The sequence below is a fragment of the Pseudomonas sp. Je.1.5.c genome (assembly GCF_051129895.1).
In the GTDB taxonomy this organism is placed as follows: Bacteria; Pseudomonadota; Gammaproteobacteria; order Pseudomonadales; family Pseudomonadaceae; genus Aquipseudomonas; species Aquipseudomonas urmiensis.
Window position 1 is genome coordinate 108,005 of record NZ_JBCPSP010000003.1, and the last position, 16,035, is coordinate 124,039.

General features: G+C 59.8%; 16 protein-coding genes and 1 tRNA gene. 2 read left to right on the forward strand and 15 right to left on the reverse strand.

Annotated elements, in window-relative coordinates:
• Window positions 1-385 precede the first annotated feature (385 nt).
• Together mobH and AAZU54_RS04015 are read left to right on the forward strand one after the other, a co-directional pair.
• A complete protein-coding gene (gene mobH / locus AAZU54_RS04010) occupies window positions 386-2,269 on the forward strand; it encodes a MobH family relaxase (RefSeq protein ID WP_434726632.1) in 1,884 nt (627 codons plus the stop codon).
• On the forward strand, window positions 2,259-3,506 hold the full coding sequence (locus AAZU54_RS04015) for a site-specific integrase (RefSeq protein ID WP_434726633.1): 1,248 nt from the start codon (window positions 2,259-2,261) through the stop codon (window positions 3,504-3,506). The genes mobH and AAZU54_RS04015 overlap by 11 nt, the downstream gene beginning before the upstream one ends.
• Window positions 3,507-3,850: 344 nt before the next feature.
• Here the strand turns inward: AAZU54_RS04015 and AAZU54_RS04020 are convergent.
• The 15 genes from AAZU54_RS04020 to aspS all read right to left on the reverse strand — a co-directional run bounded on the left by AAZU54_RS04020 (window position 3,851) and on the right by aspS (window position 16,000).
• A tRNA-Lys gene (locus AAZU54_RS04020) sits at window positions 3,851-3,926 on the reverse strand.
• A gap of 62 nt (window positions 3,927-3,988) precedes the next feature.
• Window positions 3,989-4,663: a 7-cyano-7-deazaguanine synthase QueC gene (gene queC / locus AAZU54_RS04025; protein ID WP_186555350.1), complete on the reverse strand. Its 675-nt coding sequence runs from the start codon at window positions 4,661-4,663 to the stop codon at window positions 3,989-3,991.
• 11 nt (window positions 4,664-4,674) lie between these two features.
• Window positions 4,675-5,322, reverse strand: a complete 648-nt coding sequence (gene queE / locus AAZU54_RS04030; protein ID WP_186555351.1) for a 7-carboxy-7-deazaguanine synthase QueE — start codon at window positions 5,320-5,322, stop codon at window positions 4,675-4,677.
• Window positions 5,323-5,481: 159 nt separating this feature from the next.
• Window positions 5,482-6,291: a tol-pal system protein YbgF gene (gene ybgF / locus AAZU54_RS04035; protein WP_186555352.1), complete on the reverse strand. Its 810-nt coding sequence runs from the start codon at window positions 6,289-6,291 to the stop codon at window positions 5,482-5,484.
• A 5-nt stretch (window positions 6,292-6,296) separates the two neighbouring features.
• The gene (gene pal / locus AAZU54_RS04040) at window positions 6,297-6,794 is read right to left on the reverse strand and encodes a peptidoglycan-associated lipoprotein Pal (protein WP_008090230.1); all 498 of its coding nucleotides are present in this window, start codon (window positions 6,792-6,794) and stop codon (window positions 6,297-6,299) included.
• Between the two features lie 54 nt (window positions 6,795-6,848).
• A complete protein-coding gene (gene tolB, locus AAZU54_RS04045; protein ID WP_189661848.1) occupies window positions 6,849-8,120 on the reverse strand; it encodes a Tol-Pal system beta propeller repeat protein TolB in 1,272 nt (423 codons plus the stop codon).
• A gap of 26 nt (window positions 8,121-8,146) precedes the next feature.
• Complete coding sequence (gene tolA, locus AAZU54_RS04050) at window positions 8,147-9,223, reverse strand: cell envelope integrity protein TolA (protein ID WP_434726634.1); 1,077 nt, start codon at window positions 9,221-9,223, stop codon at window positions 8,147-8,149.
• Window positions 9,223-9,675 (reverse strand): protein TolR, encoded by a 453-nt coding sequence (gene tolR / locus AAZU54_RS04055; RefSeq protein ID WP_008090221.1) that lies wholly within the window; start codon window positions 9,673-9,675, stop codon window positions 9,223-9,225. The genes tolA and tolR overlap by 1 nt, the downstream gene beginning before the upstream one ends.
• A gap of 14 nt (window positions 9,676-9,689) precedes the next feature.
• Window positions 9,690-10,385 (reverse strand): protein TolQ, encoded by a 696-nt coding sequence (gene tolQ, locus AAZU54_RS04060; RefSeq protein WP_010952367.1) that lies wholly within the window; start codon window positions 10,383-10,385, stop codon window positions 9,690-9,692.
• Window positions 10,386-10,387: 2 nt separating this feature from the next.
• Entirely contained in the window at window positions 10,388-10,840 is a 453-nt protein-coding gene (gene ybgC, locus AAZU54_RS04065; RefSeq protein WP_186555355.1) for a tol-pal system-associated acyl-CoA thioesterase, read from the reverse strand.
• Between the two features lie 125 nt (window positions 10,841-10,965).
• Entirely contained in the window at window positions 10,966-12,012 is a 1,047-nt protein-coding gene (ruvB, locus tag AAZU54_RS04070; protein ID WP_186555356.1) for a Holliday junction branch migration DNA helicase RuvB, read from the reverse strand.
• Complete coding sequence (gene ruvA / locus AAZU54_RS04075; protein WP_186555357.1) at window positions 12,009-12,626, reverse strand: Holliday junction branch migration protein RuvA; 618 nt, start codon at window positions 12,624-12,626, stop codon at window positions 12,009-12,011. The genes ruvB and ruvA overlap by 4 nt, the downstream gene beginning before the upstream one ends.
• Before the next feature lie 108 nt (window positions 12,627-12,734).
• Complete coding sequence (ruvC, locus tag AAZU54_RS04080) at window positions 12,735-13,259, reverse strand: crossover junction endodeoxyribonuclease RuvC (RefSeq protein WP_186555358.1); 525 nt, start codon at window positions 13,257-13,259, stop codon at window positions 12,735-12,737.
• Between the two features lie 107 nt (window positions 13,260-13,366).
• A complete protein-coding gene (locus tag AAZU54_RS04085; protein ID WP_186555359.1) occupies window positions 13,367-14,113 on the reverse strand; it encodes a YebC/PmpR family DNA-binding transcriptional regulator in 747 nt (248 codons plus the stop codon).
• Window positions 14,114-14,224: 111 nt separating this feature from the next.
• Window positions 14,225-16,000 (reverse strand): aspartate--tRNA ligase, encoded by a 1,776-nt coding sequence (aspS, locus tag AAZU54_RS04090; protein ID WP_186555360.1) that lies wholly within the window; start codon window positions 15,998-16,000, stop codon window positions 14,225-14,227.
• Window positions 16,001-16,035: the final 35 nt, after the last annotated feature.

Sequence of the window (16,035 nt, forward strand, 5' to 3'; positions counted from 1 at the left end):
AGCCCACTGTAGCAACGCTTGAAATAGCCCCACAGGGCCAAGATGGTAGCTTCGAACTAGGCCATATCTGTATCGAAGTGCGCCATGATCACCTATCGAGCGATAGGGTCGAAGGGGTGCAATGGGCCGTTTATTGGCCTCCGCGAATGGCCGCAATGGGTCGGCACCTGCCAGTCAAGGACATGCCGTGCGTTAGTCAATTTCACTTCAAATGTCTGGTCATTGGCAGTGCAACGGGTGGCAGAATGAGTTCAATTTCCCACCATTCAACAAAAGATGGCCATTTGCCTCAAAATCATGGGCTCGCCTGAAAATGCTTTCGGGTAGATAGCAAGAGGCCATTTCAAGGAAAAGCCCGCTCCATGCACACCCCATGGAGCACTCTATGCACCTCCTCTCCTGGTTGGGCCGCAAGTCGGCCAAACCAACGTCAAAAGCATCTCCCCAAGGCTTCCACTTGCCGACGAAGGCAGCAGCTCTACTTCAGAGCCCTCTCCGTCAGGAGTTGCTGGAGAACATCTGGCGCCACGCTTCGTTGTCACGCCCCCAGTTCAATACCCTCTACCTTAAGCCGCTCGAGCGCTATGCCGAACTGGTGCAGTTGCTCCCAGCTTCTGAGAATCACCACCACGCCCACTTGGGTGGCCTGCTGGATCATGGCCTGGAGATCGTGGCTTACGCGCTCAAGATACGCCAGACCCACCTGCTCCCGATCGGAGCTCCGCCTGAGTCGCAATCGGCACAAGCAGAAGCGTGGACTGCGGCAGCAGCTTATGGAGCCCTCCTCCACGACCTCGGAAAGATAGCAGTCGACATCCGAGTGGAGCTCCAGGGTGGCCAGCTCTGGCATCCGTGGCACGGTCCGATCGCTAGACCATATCGCTTCAAGTATGTGAAAGGTCGGGAGTACCAATTGCATGGTGCTGCATCAGCGCTGATCTACATGCAGATCCTGGACGCGGGCATCCTCGACTGGCTCAGTGGCTTCCCCGAGTTGTGGAAGCAGTTGATCTACCTGCTGGCCGGCCGCTATGAGAATGCCGGGATCCTGGGCGAGATCGTGATCCAGGCCGACAAGGCGTCGGTAGCCCAGCAACTGGGCGGCAACCCAGAACGCGCTCTTTCGGCACCCAAGAAGTCTCTACAACGTCAGCTGGCCGACGGCCTTCGCCTGCTGGTCCTAGACAAGTTCAAACTGAACCAGCCTGATGGTCCTGCAGATGGATGGCTGACACAGGATGCTCTGTGGCTGGTCAGCAAACCTACAGCGGATCAACTTCGAGCATACCTACTTAGCCAGGGCATTGAGGCGATCCCCAGCTCGAACGCGCCATTCTTTAACATGCTCCAGGACCAAGCTGTTATCCAGACAAATAACCAGGACAAGGCTATCTGGAAAGCCACAGTTGATAACGGCCGAGGATGGAAGAACACGTTCACATTCTTAAAAATTGCGCCGGCACTCATTTGGCCAAACGCAGCTGATCGGCCCGAGGCCTACGTCGGGAGTATCTCGATAGAGGCTGATCCAGAACCCGCGTCCACCGCTCAAAGCCCTGAAACTGTCTGCACAGTCCCCGATGAGCCTGTGGTGGCGCCTGAGAACCCCTCAACTCAACCACCGACACCAAGGAAATTGGTCCAGCCAGGTCCGAGAGATGGGATCCAGTCGTCGGAGCGCGACGAATTATTGTCGCTTTTTGGTAGTATCACTTCGCCATCAGAAGAGCTAAACACTAGCCCTGGCCCGGCAGCCGCTCCGACCCCACTTACGGAGGAGCTGGAGCAGGCTGAAGACTCTTCAGAGACCCTGGATGGGTCTGCTGCACCGAAAGACAAGAATACAATGCCTATCAGTACCACTCTGGGGGATAGCTTCGTTGCCTGGCTACAGGCCGGCATCAACTCCCACAAAATTATCATCAACGACGCCAAGGCCCTGGTTCACACTGTTGACGATACCGCGATGCTCGTAACACCAGGGATTTTCAAGCGCTATGTGCTTGAACATCCTGAGCTGGAACGTCAAGTACAGAACCAACCAAACAAGGCCTGGCAGTTAGTCCAGCGTGCATTTGAAAAAGAGAAGCTCCATCAGAAGACACCGAAAAAACTCAACATTTGGACCTTCAACGTAGTGGGTCCCCGCAATACCAAGCAATTGAAGGGATACCTTCTCCTCGATCCAAAGATTCTGTTCAACCAACTCCCGCTCAATAACCCAAGCCTGTCGCGGATCGCAGAAGGAGGGCCTCAGAATGAGGCCTGATGAACTGCTGCAGAACTACATCCTCGATCATGACCTTCGTGTAGCAAGCACGAAGATTTATGGTGCTGCGATGAAGCGTTTGGTGAAGTATTTCGGTAAGGATGCCGATGTCACCCTTCTTGAGCGACGGCAGATCCTGGCATGGCGAACCAGTCTTCTTGACGAAGGCTTGTCGAAACGAAGCTGGAACACCTACTCGAATCATCTCCGGACTATCTGGGGCTATGGCATTGAGTACGGAATCTTGCCCAAGTCCATTGTTAATCCGTTCAAGAAAACTACCGTGATCGCTCCGAAGCGACCGAGCAAGATTATCGCCAGCAACGCTATTCTCGATGCAAGGCGCTGGCTTCGCAGCCTGGTCGATCAAGAGCTGGCCACAGGTGAGAGAGCTCGGATCACACCGGCCTGGTTCTGGCTCGCAACGTTTGAAATGTTCTACTACACCGGCGTGCGCTTGAATGCTCTGCTGTGCATACGTCGCCAAGATATCGACTGGGACAACCAGCTAATCCTGGTCCGTGGGGAAACTGAGAAGACCCACCGAGAGTTCCGCATCCCGATTGTTGACGGGCTTGCGCCGTATATCTGGCGGCTGCTGGACGAAGCTGATCGTTTTGGATTCCAGCCTGGGGATCAGTTGTTCAACGTCAACCGATTCTCGAGGCACTACAGGGGGTCTGTCATGACCTCCGATCAAGTCGAGGCGATGTACAAGAAGCTGATCGAGAAGCTCGGCGTGCGTATGACACCGCACCGGTTCAGGCACACACTGGCCACCGACCTGATGAAACAGCCGGAAAGGAACATCCACGTCACCAAAAACCTGCTGAACCACTCGAACATCGCCACAACGATGAGTTACATCGAGGCCGATTACGACCACATGAGAGACGTGCTGCATCAGCGCAGTGTCCAACAGGGTGCTTTGCATTTGGTCAGGCGTGCTGACGAAAGTGGGGCGCCGTCCGCAAGGGCCGGTCAAGCGCAGGCACGCGTAGAGTCGGGACGACGTCGAACTGAGGCGCAGAATCATCATGGTGGTGGAGGACCTGAACCAGGCCTGTGTCTGCTGCCCAACAACGAGATCTGCCCCAGCACACTGCATCCCCCAGAAGAGATGTTCAGTCCTAACCTGCTGTTCAACCTGATATCGAGGAATGCTGGAGCAACACCTTTCATCTGCGCTTCATCTTCTCACACACGCTCGATGTACTCCGCCAGAGCCTCTCCATAGCGCTTTGCCGACGAATGGCAATCAGCCATTACGAGCAACGCTAAAGCTGCCGGGGTAGGAAAGTGCTGCCTCAATGAATGGTGCTGGAAATCCGGCGCCATGCCTTTAGCTGCGCGCTTTAAAAGCCTCTGCACATCCAAAACGAAAACGCACTGAAACAGCCCTGAAAGCTGCTAAGTCATTGAGTTTTTTGATCCAGAAACGGAAAAACCCGCCATAAGCGGCGGGCTATTCCATATTGACATCACATCAAAGCGGGCCTAAGGTTCGCTCCAGACGGCAGCACGACTAGATTGGCTGTGACGGGCCTTCCCTTCCTAGTACCTGCATTACCGCTGTGAATATGGTGGGTCGTGTAGGATTCGAACCTACGACCAATTGGTTAAAAGCCAACTGCTCTACCAACTGAGCTAACGACCCGTTGGATGGCGCGTATAATACTGATTTCTAACGAGAAATCAACACCCCATCACACGTTTTTTTTAAAAATATGGGGTCGGATCTTCGACGCCAGCAGCCTTGAAGCCATCAGCCCGCAAGCGGCAGCTGTCGCACTTGCGGCACGCGCGGCCCTGGTCATCAGCCTGGTAGCAAGACACCGTCAGGCTGTAGTCGACACCACGCTCGACGCCAGCCTGGATGATCTGCGCCTTGCTCATGTTCTGCAGCGGCGCCTGGATGCGGAAGCCCTGCCCTTCTACCCCAGCCTTGGTCGCCAGGTTGGCCATGCGCTCGAACGCTTCGACGAACTCAGGACGGCAATCGGGATAACCGGAATAGTCCACCGCATTGACGCCGATGAAGATGTCGCGCGCCTCGAGCACTTCCGCCCAGCCCAGCGCCAGGGACAGGAACACGGTGTTACGCGCTGGCACGTAGGTCACCGGGATGCCCTCACCTGGCGTCTCAGGCACATCGATGCTGCTGTCGGTCAGGGCCGAACCACCAATACCGTTGAGGTTCAGGCCGATCACCTTGTGCTCGACCACTCCCAGGTCACGGGCGACACGCGCCGCTGCATCGAGCTCGGCGCGGTGGCGTTGGCCATAGTCGAAGCTCATGGTGTAGCAGCTGTAGCCCTCGGCCTTGGCCATGGCCACGACCGTGGCCGAGTCCAGCCCACCGGACAGCAGGATTACCGCGCGTTTGTCAGTCATGTAGTTTCCTCTCAGCGTCCGGGTTCGTCGTTCCACAGCAACTTGTGCAGTTGCAGTTGGAAACGTACGGGCAGGTTATCGGCAACGATCCAGTCGGCCAGGTCGCTGGCGTTGACCTGATGGTGGCTAGGCGAGAACAACACCTCGCCGGCGCGTTCTGCCAGGTTGTACTGAATCAACTTGGACACTGCCCAGTCGTAGTCCTCACGCGAACAGATGACGAACTTGACCTGATCGTTGTTGGTCAGCAGTTCCATGTTCTGGTAAAGGTTGCGGTGCGACTCTTCCGAGCCAGGGGTCTTGAGGTCAACCACCCGGCTGACTCGCGGATCTACCCGGGAGATGTCCAGGGCACCGCTGGTTTCCAGCGAAACCTCGTAGCCGGCGTCGCACAGACGTTCTAGCAGTGGCAGTGCGTTAGGTTGCGCCAGCGGCTCACCACCGGTGACGCAGATATAGCGCGGACGAAAGCCGGCCACCTGCTCGAGGATCGAGTCGAGGCTGCGGATAGTGCCGCCGGTGAAGGCATAGGCGCTGTCGCAGTACTGGCAGCGCAGGGGGCAACCGGTCAGGCGCACGAAAACCGTGGGCAGCCCAGCCGTTCGCGTTTCACCCTGCAACGAGTAAAAGACTTCGGTGATGCGTAATGTATCTTGCATGATCGCCACGGGCGTGACAGCTAAACAGGCTGTCCGCCTCCGTCAGGCACTGTCGCGGACTCGACAAAGCGTTATCCGCGGCAGCGTATTTTGATAAAAGGGCCAAGATTCTAACGAAAAAACCCGCGACAAGCGCGGGTTTCTTTCAAGCGGTATCACTTAGAGCTTTTGCAGGTCGCGTTGCGCCAGTTGCGCGGCAGAAGTGCCGGGGTACTGGGTGACTACCTGCTGCAGGATGCCCTTGACCTTGTCGGTGTGGCCCAGACGACGCTCGACGTCGGCCAGCTTGTACAACGAGTCAGGCACCTTGCTGTGCTTAGGGTACGACTGGCTGACCTTGGCGAAGGCTTGGCCGGCACCTTGCAGGTCGCCTTTGGCCAGGTTCACTTCACCCAACCAGTACTGCGCGTTGCCGGCGTACTGGCTGTTGGGGTACTTGCGCAGGAAGGCGTTGAACGCCTGGCTGGCCTTGTCGAAGTCTTTCTGTTTGATCAGGTCGAAAGCGGCATCGTAATAGAGCTTCTCTTTCGCCGGATCACCCGGCTCGCTGCTCGTGGCAGGCGGCTGGGCAGCAGCGCCGCCATCGGTGGCAGGCGCACCAGTAGCGGGAGCGCTACCAGCGGGGGAATTCTCGGGGGTCGCGGCAGGCGCGGCACCACTGTTGATGCGACGGTCCAGATCCTGGTAACGCTCCAGGTTTTCCTGCTTCATACGCGACACATCGTTTTGCAGCTCTTCGATGATGCCTTGCTGGCGGGAAATCTGATCCTGCATCTGTTGCAGCTGCATGAACAGCTGGCCCTGTGCAGAAGCAGGGGTTGAAGCCCCTGCTCCGGCATAGGCGCCGCTCGTGCCATAACCCGCGGGCGGATAACTGCTCGCGTTGTCATCTACTACAGGAACCGCAGCCCACGCCGTGAGGGGCAGGCTGAGTACGAGGACGGTCAAAGCACGGCGGCACGTACGCATAGGACTTACTTACGCAGTTCTACGCGACGGTTTTGAGCCCAGGATTGCTCGTCGTTGCCGGTAGCAACTGGACGCTCTTCACCGTAGGAAACCAGCTCCAGCTGAGCAGGGGAAACGCCCTGCAGAACCAGGTAACGCTGGACAGCCTTGGCGCGACGCTCACCCAGAGCCATGTTGTACTCGCGGGTGCCGCGCTCGTCGGTGTTGCCTTCCAGAACAACGCGGTTGCCGTTGGACTTCAGGTCCTTGGCGTGAACGTCCAGAGCGCGCATGGCTTCTGGCTTCAGGTCCGAGCTGTCGTATTCGAAGTAGAAGGTGGTGATTGCGCGCAGGGCGGCTTCTTCGCTCAGGCTGCCATCAACAGCGCCAGTGTTGGCACCGTAACCAGCGTTAGGATCTACAGCGCCTTCACCGGCGTTGTCGCCACCTTTCGAAGAGCAACCTACAGCTACAGCCATGGCCAGAGCCAGCGCAGCGAATTTACCAAACTTCAGCATTTCCATCGTGAAACTCCTAATGAAACCCCAGTGTGTTAAGCAAAACGTATTACGCCGCAATCAGTTCAGGTAAGGGGACCAGGACGGTTCTCTGACTTCGCCTTGCGCGGTAGGAAGCGGGAGCCTCACGCGTCCGTTGAGAGAGACGAGCATCAAGACTCCCCGGCCCTGCTGGCGGGTGGCGTAGATTAGCATGGTGCCGTTTGGCGCAACAGTGGGAGACTCATCAAGACTTGTATCAGAGAGAATCTTTACACTTCCACGTTGCAGGTCCTGGGCCGCCACTTTGAAGTTGGTGAAACCTTGTTGGCGATGGATCATCACCAGGGTCTTTTCATCCGCCGACAGTTTCGGGTTGGCGTTGTAGTTACCCACGAAAGTTACACGCTCGGCGCCACCACCACTGACCGAGGTCTTGTAGATCTGCGGCTTGCCGCCACGGTCGGAGGTGAAGTACAGGGTGTTGCCGTCTTTACCCCAGAACGGCTCGGTGTTGATGCCGGGGCCTGCGGTCACGCGGCTGATCTGACGCGAACCCATGTTCATCACGTAGATGTCCGGGTTGCCGTCCTTGGACAGCACGAAGGCCAGGCGCGAACCATCCGGCGACCAGGCCGGAGCACCGTTGAGGCCTTCGAAGTTGGTCACCTGCTCGCGGCGGCCGGTATCGATGTGCTGGACGAAGATGCGCGGACGGCGCTGCTCGAACGAGACATAGGCGATACGCTTGCCATCCGGTGCAAAGCGCGGCGACAGGATCGGCTCGCGCGATTGCAGCAGGGTCACCGCACGCGCGCCATCGTAGTCCGAGCGCTGCAGGGTGTAGCGGGTGTTGTTGGTCGAGAAGCGCTCGGCAGTCACGTACAGCATGCGGGTGGAAAACGCACCCTTGATGCCAGTGAGCTTTTCGAACGACTGGTCGGCGATGTAGTGCGACATGTCACGCAGCTGGTCGACAGTACCGGCGACGCTGCCGGTCAGCACTTGCTGTTCGGTGGCGACGTTGAACAGGGCGTACTGCACCTGCAGGCGACCACCGGATGGCACGATGCTGCCGACCATCACGTATTGCGCGCCCAGGGCCTTCCAGTCACGGAAGATGACTTCGCTGGCCTGGGTCGGCTGGCTGATCATGTTCTGGCGTGGAATGGGCGAGTAGTAGCCAGAGTTGCGCAGGTCATTGCCGATGATATCGGCCATGTCTTCTGGCAACACGCTGCCACCCTGCAGACCGAACGGCACTACCGCGATGGGCGTGGCCCGGTCGCTACCGCTGGTGACCAGGATGTTCTTTTCCTCTGCTACGGCCATACCTGCCACGCAGCAGAGCATGACCAGCAGTCCTCGAAGGAGTTTAATCACAACGCTAGATCCTCAGGTGTAAATGTCATCTTGAATGAACGATACGGATTGAACTCGTTCGGCTTCAAGCCCTGCATTTCGGTCAATCGACCAATGTTCTTCACTGCTGCCACCGCCGAGCTGTCGAACGGACCGTCTCCACTGGAGCGGGATACGCCGACGCTGGTGATGGTACCGTCCGGCAGCATGTTGATCTGCAGAACTACCGTCATGCCCTTGCGTGCGGAAGGCGGACGCGCCCAACCTTCGGCTGCGCGCATGCGGATCAGGTCGTCGAAGTCGCCGGCCACCTGGTCACCCTGCTCGTCAGCCAGCGCCTGCTGCCGCTCGGTGCTGTCGGACAACAGCTCGGCCAGGGCCTGGGCTTTCTTGTCTTCTGCCGCCTTGCGGGCTGCTTCCTGTGCTTTCTTCTTCTGGGCGTCTGCCGCGGCCTTTTTCTTGGCCTCTTCAGCTGCCTTCTTCTTCGCATCCTCGGCCGCCGCTTTCTTCTTGGCGTCCTCGGCTGCTTTTTTCTTGGCGTCTTCGGCGGCTTTTTTCTTCGCCTCCTCAGCTGCCGCTTTTTTGGCTTCTTCCTCGGCCTTTTTCTTGGCCTCGTCTTCGGCTTTTTTCTTGGCGATGTCGGCCTGCTGCTTTTCAGCGGCCTTCTTGGCTTCTTCGGCTTTCTTGGCCTCGGCGGCCTTCTTGGCTTCGGCGGTCTTGGCCGCTTCCTCGGCTTTCTTCGCTTCGGCGGCTTCGCGAGCCTCCTCGGCCTTTTGAGCCGCATCGGCTTTCTTTTGTTCCGCGGCCTTCACGGCCTCCTGCTCGACCTTCTTCTGCTCAAGCTGCTCGACTTCGGTCTGGCGCGAGGCGGTTTTCTTCGCCTCCCCGGCAATCTTCTGATTGGTCTGGGTAGTCGCCTGGCTCTTGGACTTGAGCTGATACAGGGTAGCCTGGACGATCGGCTTGGACGGTGGCAGCTCCGGAGTCATGGCGAAGCTGACGAACAGCAGCGCGAACACCAGCACGTGCAGGCCGATGGCCCAGACACTGGGCCAGAAGTAGCTTTCCGAGGCGGATGGCTCTCGCTGCTGCATCAGGGCGCCTCGGTAATCAGGCCAACGTTACCGACACCGGCCTTCTGCAACCCGCCCATGGCACCCATGACCGCGCCGTAGTCGACAGCCTTGTCGCCACGAATGAAGACCTGGGTCTGCTTGCCCTGGTCACGACCGGCGGCGATGATCTTGGTCACGGCGCTGGTCATGTCCGGCAAGGTCATGGCCTTGTCCATCTGCTTGTCGGTGTCGACCTCGCTGCCAAGGTTCCAGTAGTAGGTCTTGTCGGCTTTGATCGAGATAGTGAGGATCTGGACGTTGTTGTCCTGCGGCAGGGCTTCGCTGGAAACCTTGGGCAGGTCGACCTTCACCCCCTGGTTGAGCATGGGAGCCGTCACCATGAAGATGACCAGCAGCACCAGCATCACGTCGATGTAAGGCACCACGTTCATCTCGGCGACCGGCTTGCGTTTGTGGCGAACTCGGGCCATGGGTTTCTACCTGATTACTCTTCGCTGGTGTGCACTTTGCGGTGCAGGATCGCCTGGAACTCGTCGGCGAAGGTGTAGTAACGACCGATCAGCACTTCGCTGCGCGCGGCGAAACGGTTGTAGGCGATGACCGCCGGGATCGCGGCGAACAGGCCGATCGCGGTGGCGATCAGGGCCTCGGCGATGCCTGGCGCTACAGTGGCCAGGGTTGCCTGTTGCGCCGAAGCCAGGCCGCGGAAGGAGTTCATGATGCCCCAGACGGTACCGAACAGGCCGATGTACGGGCTGGTCGAACCGACGGTGGCGAGGAATGGCAGGCTTTGCTCAAGCTTTTCTTCCTCACGCGAGATCGCCACGCGCATGGCCCGGCCAACGCCTTCCATGACCGCATCCGGATCGACACCGGGCTGCTGGCGCAGGCGCGAGAACTCTTTGAAACCGGCCCGGAAGACCTGCTCGACACCCGAATCCGGGTCCGGGTTGCTGCCCGCCTGGCGGTACAGCTTGGACAGGTCGATGCCCGACCAGAAACGCTCCTCGAAGGCATCCAGCGCACGACGACCGGCGCGCAGCATGGTGCTGCGCTGGAAGATCATGATCCATGAGGTGACCGAGGCGGCCACCAGGGTCAGCATTACCAGCTGTACTACCACGCTGGCATTGCTGACCAGACTCCACATGGAGGTATGGTCGACGACGTTAGCTTCCACGCTTATTCTCCTGCAATCGATTGAGTACCCGTGCCGTCCGCCAGGAAAGCGTCGCGCAGCTCTGGGGGGATGGCCCGGGGTTTGAAAGTGTCGGCGCGCACGGCGGCCACCAGGAACTGCCCCTCACAGAGCAGCGTTGCATCTTTTTCTCGCCAGACCTGCTGCACGAAACGCAGGCTGGCGCGATTCAATTCAGTTACTTGCGCGGTGACTCGCAGTTCGTCGTCCAGACGGGCCGGCGCGTGATAGCGCGCCTCGCTGGAATGCACCACGAACAACAGGTTCTGCCCGGCCAGTTGATGCTGGGAAAAGCCCAGGTGTCGCAGCCGCTCGGTGCGCGCACGCTCCATGAATTTCAGGTAGTTGACGTAATACACCACGCCACCTGCGTCGGTATCTTCGTAATAGACGCGACAGCGGTGTGCGAACGATTCCAGCTGATTTTGCGCGCGCATACTCTAGTGCTTACTCCTCAGCTTGCCAATCCGCCCCGGCAACTGTTTTTTCATCGATAATGTCGTATTGCCAGCGCGCCATCAGCATGCCAGCGATGAGACCACAAAAAGCCCGGTTTGATCTGTCATTCATCGGCAGAATCAGAAAAGTCAGCGCCCTCGCCCAATCGCCCAGGAATGTTCAGGCCAAAGTGCAGGTAGGCATGCCGGGTGACCACTCGCCCACGCGGAGTGCGCATGATGTAGCCCTGCTGGATCAGGTAGGGTTCGAGCACGTCTTCGATGGTGTGCCGCTCTTCGCTGATCGCTGCCGCCAGGTTGTCGACCCCCACCGGACCACCGTCGAACTTCTCGATCATGGTCAGCAGCAGGCGGCGGTCGGAATGATCGAAGCCGCGCTCGTCGACATCCAGCAGGTTCAACGCCAGATCCGCCACCGCCTTGGTGATTTCGCCCTTGCCGCGCACTTCGGCGTAGTCGCGCACACGGCGCAGCAGGCGGTTGGCGATGCGTGGCGTGCCACGGGCACGGCGGGCGATTTCAAAGGCGCCCTGGGCATCGATCACCAGGCCAAGGATGCCCGCCGAGCGGCTGACGATGGTGGCCAGGTCTTTGTCGCTGTAGAACTCCAGGCGCTGAACGATGCCGAAGCGGTCGCGCAAGGGATTGGTGAGCATGCCGGCACGGGTGGTCGCGCCAACCAGGGTGAATGGCGGCAAGTCGAGCTTGATCGAGCGCGCTGCCGGACCTTCGCCGATCATGATGTCGAGCTGGAAATCTTCCATGGCCGGGTACAGCACTTCCTCGACGATCGGCGACAGCCGATGAATCTCGTCGATGAACAGCACATCATGTGGCTCAAGATTGGTCAGCATCGCTGCCAAGTCACCCGGACGCTCAAGAATCGGCCCCGAGGTGCTTTTCACCGATACGCCCATTTCCTGGGCGATGATGTTGGCCAGGGTGGTCTTGCCCAGGCCCGGCGGGCCGAAGATCAAGGTATGGTCCAGCGACTCGCTGCGACCGCGCGCGGCCTGGATGAACAGTGCCATCTGCTCGCGCACCACCGGCTGGCCGATGTACTCATCCAGGCTCAGCGGGCGAATCGCGCGGTCCTGGACCTCTTCGCGGTCGCGTCCGGAGGCGGCGATCAGGCGGTCGGTTTCGATCACTTGCTAATCATCCCTTTAAGGCTGCTGCGGATCAGGTCTTCGCTGCTCATGCCGGCCTTGTCTTTGATTGCCGACACTGCCTTGCTCGCTTCCTGAGGCTTGTAACCCAGCGAAACCAGGGCGCTGACCGCATCGGCCTCGGCAGTGGAGGCGCTGCCGACCGGAGCTGGGCCATCGGACACCAGGGTGAACATGGCGGGGGAGGTTTCCCAGGCCTTGAAGCGGTCCTTGAGTTCGACCAGCAGACGCTCGGCGGTCTTCTTGCCGACCCCCGGCACACGCACCAACGCCGAAGCGTCCTGGGCCTGTACGCAGCGGATCAGATCGTTTACTTCAAGACCGGACATCAGCGCCAGCGCAAGCTTGGGGCCGACGCCGTTAAGGCGGATCAACTCACGGAACAGCTCGCGCTCACGGCGTTCGGCGAAGCCATAGAGCAGGTGAGCGTCCTCACGCACCACCAGATGGGTGTGCAAGGTCACCGGCTCGCCGACCTTGGGCAAGCGGTACAAGGTGGTCATTGGCACTTCAAGCTCATAGCCCAGGCCATTGACGTCGATAATCAGGTGCGGCGGTTGTTTTTCCGCCAGGGTGCCACGCAAACGTCCAATCACGTTCCGATCCTTCCTCTGGGGTGCCGGTCAGCGACCGGTCAACCCTATCAGCAAATGCGCCGGGTGAACGTCTCACCCGGACAAAATGTGTATCAGCGCATGAAGCGGCTACAGACGCAAGCGCCCGCCGCGTCGCCGCGCGGTAGTCAAGCCGTGGGGGATCAGGCTGGAGCGGGTGTGGGCATGGCACAAGGCGATGGCCAGGGCATCGGAGGCGTCGATCTGCGGTTTTTGCGTCAGCTTGAGCAGGTGCATGACCATCAGCATGACCTGCTCTTTATTCGCCCCGCCGGTCCCGGCCACTGCCTGCTTGACCTGGGTTGCGCTGTACTCGGCGATCTCCAGGCCCGCCTCGACCGCCGCGACGATTGCCGCGCCCCGGGCCTGGCCAAGCTTGAGCGCCGAGTCGGGATTGCGCGCCATGAACACCCGTTCGATGCCCATTGTTACCGGGCCATGCTGCTGGATGATCTCGCTGACACCGCGAAATACGATCTGCAGACGCTCAGGCAACTCGCCGGCACCGGTGCGGATACAGCCCGATGCCACGTACTCGCAACCACGCGCGGTCTGGCGTACCACGCCGAAACCGGTGATTCGCGAGCCGGGGTCGATACCTAAAATCAGAGTCATAACGCCTGCATGAATTGGGCGCGAAAGCGCCACTTGAAGAGTGAAGCGCGGCCTGTGCCCCGCGATGAGGGCGGCACAGGCGCCTGAAGCGTTACCTGCGCACTACCTTAACCCAGCTGCTCCATGATCTCGTCAGAGATCTGCGCATTGGAGTAGACGTTCTGCACGTCATCCAGGTCTTCAAGCATGTCGATCAGCTTGAGTACCTTCTGCGCACCATCGAGGTCCAACTCGGCACTGGTGGTCGGCTGCATGACGATCTCGGCGTCGGCGGCCTTGAAGCCGGCTTCTTCCAGGGCGTTACGCACCGCATAGAAGCTGTTGAAGGAGGTAAACACGTCGAACGAACCGTCGTCGTTGCTGACTACGTCATCGGCATCGGCTTCCATGGCCGCTTCCATCAACGCATCCTCATCCACGCTGGCGTCGAAGCTGATCTGCCCCTTGCGCTCGAACAGATAGGCGACAGAGCCGTCAGTGCCGAGATTGCCGCCGCACTTGGTGAAGGCATGGCGCACGGCTGCGGCGGTGCGGTTGCGGTTGTCGGTCATGGCTTCGACCATGATTGCCACGCCACCCGGGCCGTAACCTTCGTAGCTGAGCTCTTCGACGTTATCGCTTTCGTTGGTGCCCGCCCCGCGCGCAACCGCCCGATCGATGATGTCGCGACTCATGTTGGCGCCAAGCGCCTTGTCCAGAGCCAGGCGCAGACGCGGGTTGGACGCAGGATCTGGACCGCCCTGCTTGGCGGCGACGGTCAGCTCGCGGATCCACTTGGTGAAAACCTTGCCTCTCTTGGCATCCTGGCGCTCTTTGCGGTGCTTGATGTTCGCCCACTTGGAATGACCAGCCATAACGACTCCAAATCCTTGAAACAGAAACAGGTTCCGCCCCGAAGGGCGGAACGCGAAGAAATCTGCGCCGTAGCGCGGGGGTGCACCCTTGCAGATGCACCCCGGTCGCGCTTACTCGACCTTGGTCTGCTCGCGCAGACGGATGTGCAGCTCGCGCAGGGCCTTGGCATCGACCAGACCTGGGGCCTGGGTCATGACGCACGCGGCGCTCTGGGTTTTCGGGAACGCGATCACTTCACGGATCGACTGGGCGCCAGTCATCAGCATGACCAGGCGATCCAGACCGAAGGCCAGGCCGCCGTGTGGCGGTGCGCCGAACTTCAGGGCGTCGAGCAGGAAGCCGAACTTCTCTTCCTGCTCCGCCGCTTCGATACCCAGCAGGCGGAATACTGCCTGCTGCATCTCTTTGCGGTGGATACGGATCGAACCGCCGCCCAGCTCAGTGCCGTTGAGCACCATGTCGTAGGCACGCGACAGCGCGGTGGCCGGGTTGGCCTCCAGCTCTTGCGGCGAGCATTTCGGCGCAGTGAACGGGTGGTGCAGTGCGGTGAAGCTGCCGTCTTCGTTCTCTTCGAACATCGGGAAGTCGACAACCCACATCGGCGCCCACTCGCAGGTGTGCAGGTTGAAGTCGTTGCCGACCTTGATGCGCAGGGCGCCCAGGGCCTCGCTGACGATCTTGAACTTGTCGGCACCGAAGAACACGATGTCGCCGTCAACCGCGCCAACGCGATCGAGGATCACGTTGAGGTTGGCCTCAGGGATGTTCTTGACGATCGGCGACTGCAGGCCTTCAACGCCTTTGGCGCGCTCGTTGACCTTGATGTACGCCAGGCCCTTGGCACCATAGATGCCGACGAACTTGGTGTATTCGTCGATCTTGCTGCGCGGCATGCTGGCGCCGCCTGGCAGGCGCAGGGCGGTAACCCGGCACTTGGGATCGTTGGCGGGGCCGGCGAAGACCTTGAAGTCGACATCCTTGAGCTGGTCGGCAACGTCAACCAGTTCCAGCGGGTTACGCAGGTCCGGCTTGTCGGAACCATAACGACGCATGGCCTCTTCGAAGGTCATGTGCGGGAACTCACCGAATTCCAGGTCCAGCACTTCCTTGAACAGCTTGCGGATCATGCTCTCGGTCAGCCCCATGATCTCGGACTCGTCGAGGAAGCTGGTCTCGATGTCGATCTGGGTGAATTCCGGCTGGCGGTCGGCACGCAGGTCTTCGTCGCGGAAGCACTTGGCGATCTGGTAGTAGCGATCGAAGCCGGCCACCATCAGCAGCTGCTTGAACAGCTGTGGCGATTGCGGCAGGGCGAAGAAGCTACCGGCGTGGGTACGGCTTGGCACCAGGTAGTCGCGCGCGCCTTCTGGGGTGGCACGGGTCAGGATCGGCGTCTCGACGTCGAGGAAGCCGTTCTCGTCGAGGAAGCGACGGATGCTGCTGGTGATGCGCGAACGCAGACGCAGCTTGTCGGCCATTTCTGGGCGACGCAGGTCGATGAAGCGGTAGCGCAGGCGGGTTTCTTCGCCCACGTCGGAGTATTCGTTCAGCGGGAACGGCGGAGTCTCGGCTTCGTTGAGCACGGTCAGCTCATAGCCCAGCACTTCGATACCGCCGGACGCCATGTTGGCGTTGACCGCACCTTCAGGACGCTTGCGCACCTTGCCGGTGATCTGCACCACATACTCGCTGCGCACGCGGTCAGCGGCGGCGAAGGTCTCGGCGCGATCCGGATCGAACACGACCTGGGCCATGCCTTCGCGATCACGGATGTCGAGGAAAATCACCCCGCCGTGGTCGCGGCGACGATGGACCCAGCCGCAAAGGGTGACTTCCTGGCCGTCCAGGCTCTCGTTCAGTTGGCCGCAATAATGGCTGCGCATCATGATGGTGGTTCGCTTCTCGTGATTCGTGTATTCAA

Coding starts and splice junctions, on each gene's coding strand:
- mobH (WP_434726632.1), top strand. CDS start 386: ATGCACCTCCTCTCCTGGTTGGGCCGCAAGTCGGCCAAACCAACGTCA.
- AAZU54_RS04015 (WP_434726633.1), top strand. CDS start 2,259: ATGAGGCCTGATGAACTGCTGCAGAACTACATCCTCGATCATGACCTT.
- queC (WP_186555350.1), bottom strand. CDS start 4,663: ATGACTGACAAACGCGCGGTAATCCTGCTGTCCGGTGGGCTGGACTCG.
- queE (WP_186555351.1), bottom strand. CDS start 5,322: ATGCAAGATACATTACGCATCACCGAAGTCTTTTACTCGTTGCAGGGT.
- ybgF (WP_186555352.1), bottom strand. CDS start 6,291: ATGCGTACGTGCCGCCGTGCTTTGACCGTCCTCGTACTCAGCCTGCCC.
- pal (WP_008090230.1), bottom strand. CDS start 6,794: ATGGAAATGCTGAAGTTTGGTAAATTCGCTGCGCTGGCTCTGGCCATG.
- tolB (WP_189661848.1), bottom strand. CDS start 8,120: ATGCTCTGCTGCGTGGCAGGTATGGCCGTAGCAGAGGAAAAGAACATC.
- tolA (WP_434726634.1), bottom strand. CDS start 9,223: ATGCAGCAGCGAGAGCCATCCGCCTCGGAAAGCTACTTCTGGCCCAGT.
- tolR (WP_008090221.1), bottom strand. CDS start 9,675: ATGGCCCGAGTTCGCCACAAACGCAAGCCGGTCGCCGAGATGAACGTG.
- ybgC (WP_186555355.1), bottom strand. CDS start 10,840: ATGCGCGCGCAAAATCAGCTGGAATCGTTCGCACACCGCTGTCGCGTC.
- ruvC (WP_186555358.1), bottom strand. CDS start 13,259: ATGACTCTGATTTTAGGTATCGACCCCGGCTCGCGAATCACCGGTTTC.
- AAZU54_RS04085 (WP_186555359.1), bottom strand. CDS start 14,113: ATGGCTGGTCATTCCAAGTGGGCGAACATCAAGCACCGCAAAGAGCGC.
- aspS (WP_186555360.1), bottom strand. CDS start 16,000: ATGATGCGCAGCCATTATTGCGGCCAACTGAACGAGAGCCTGGACGGC.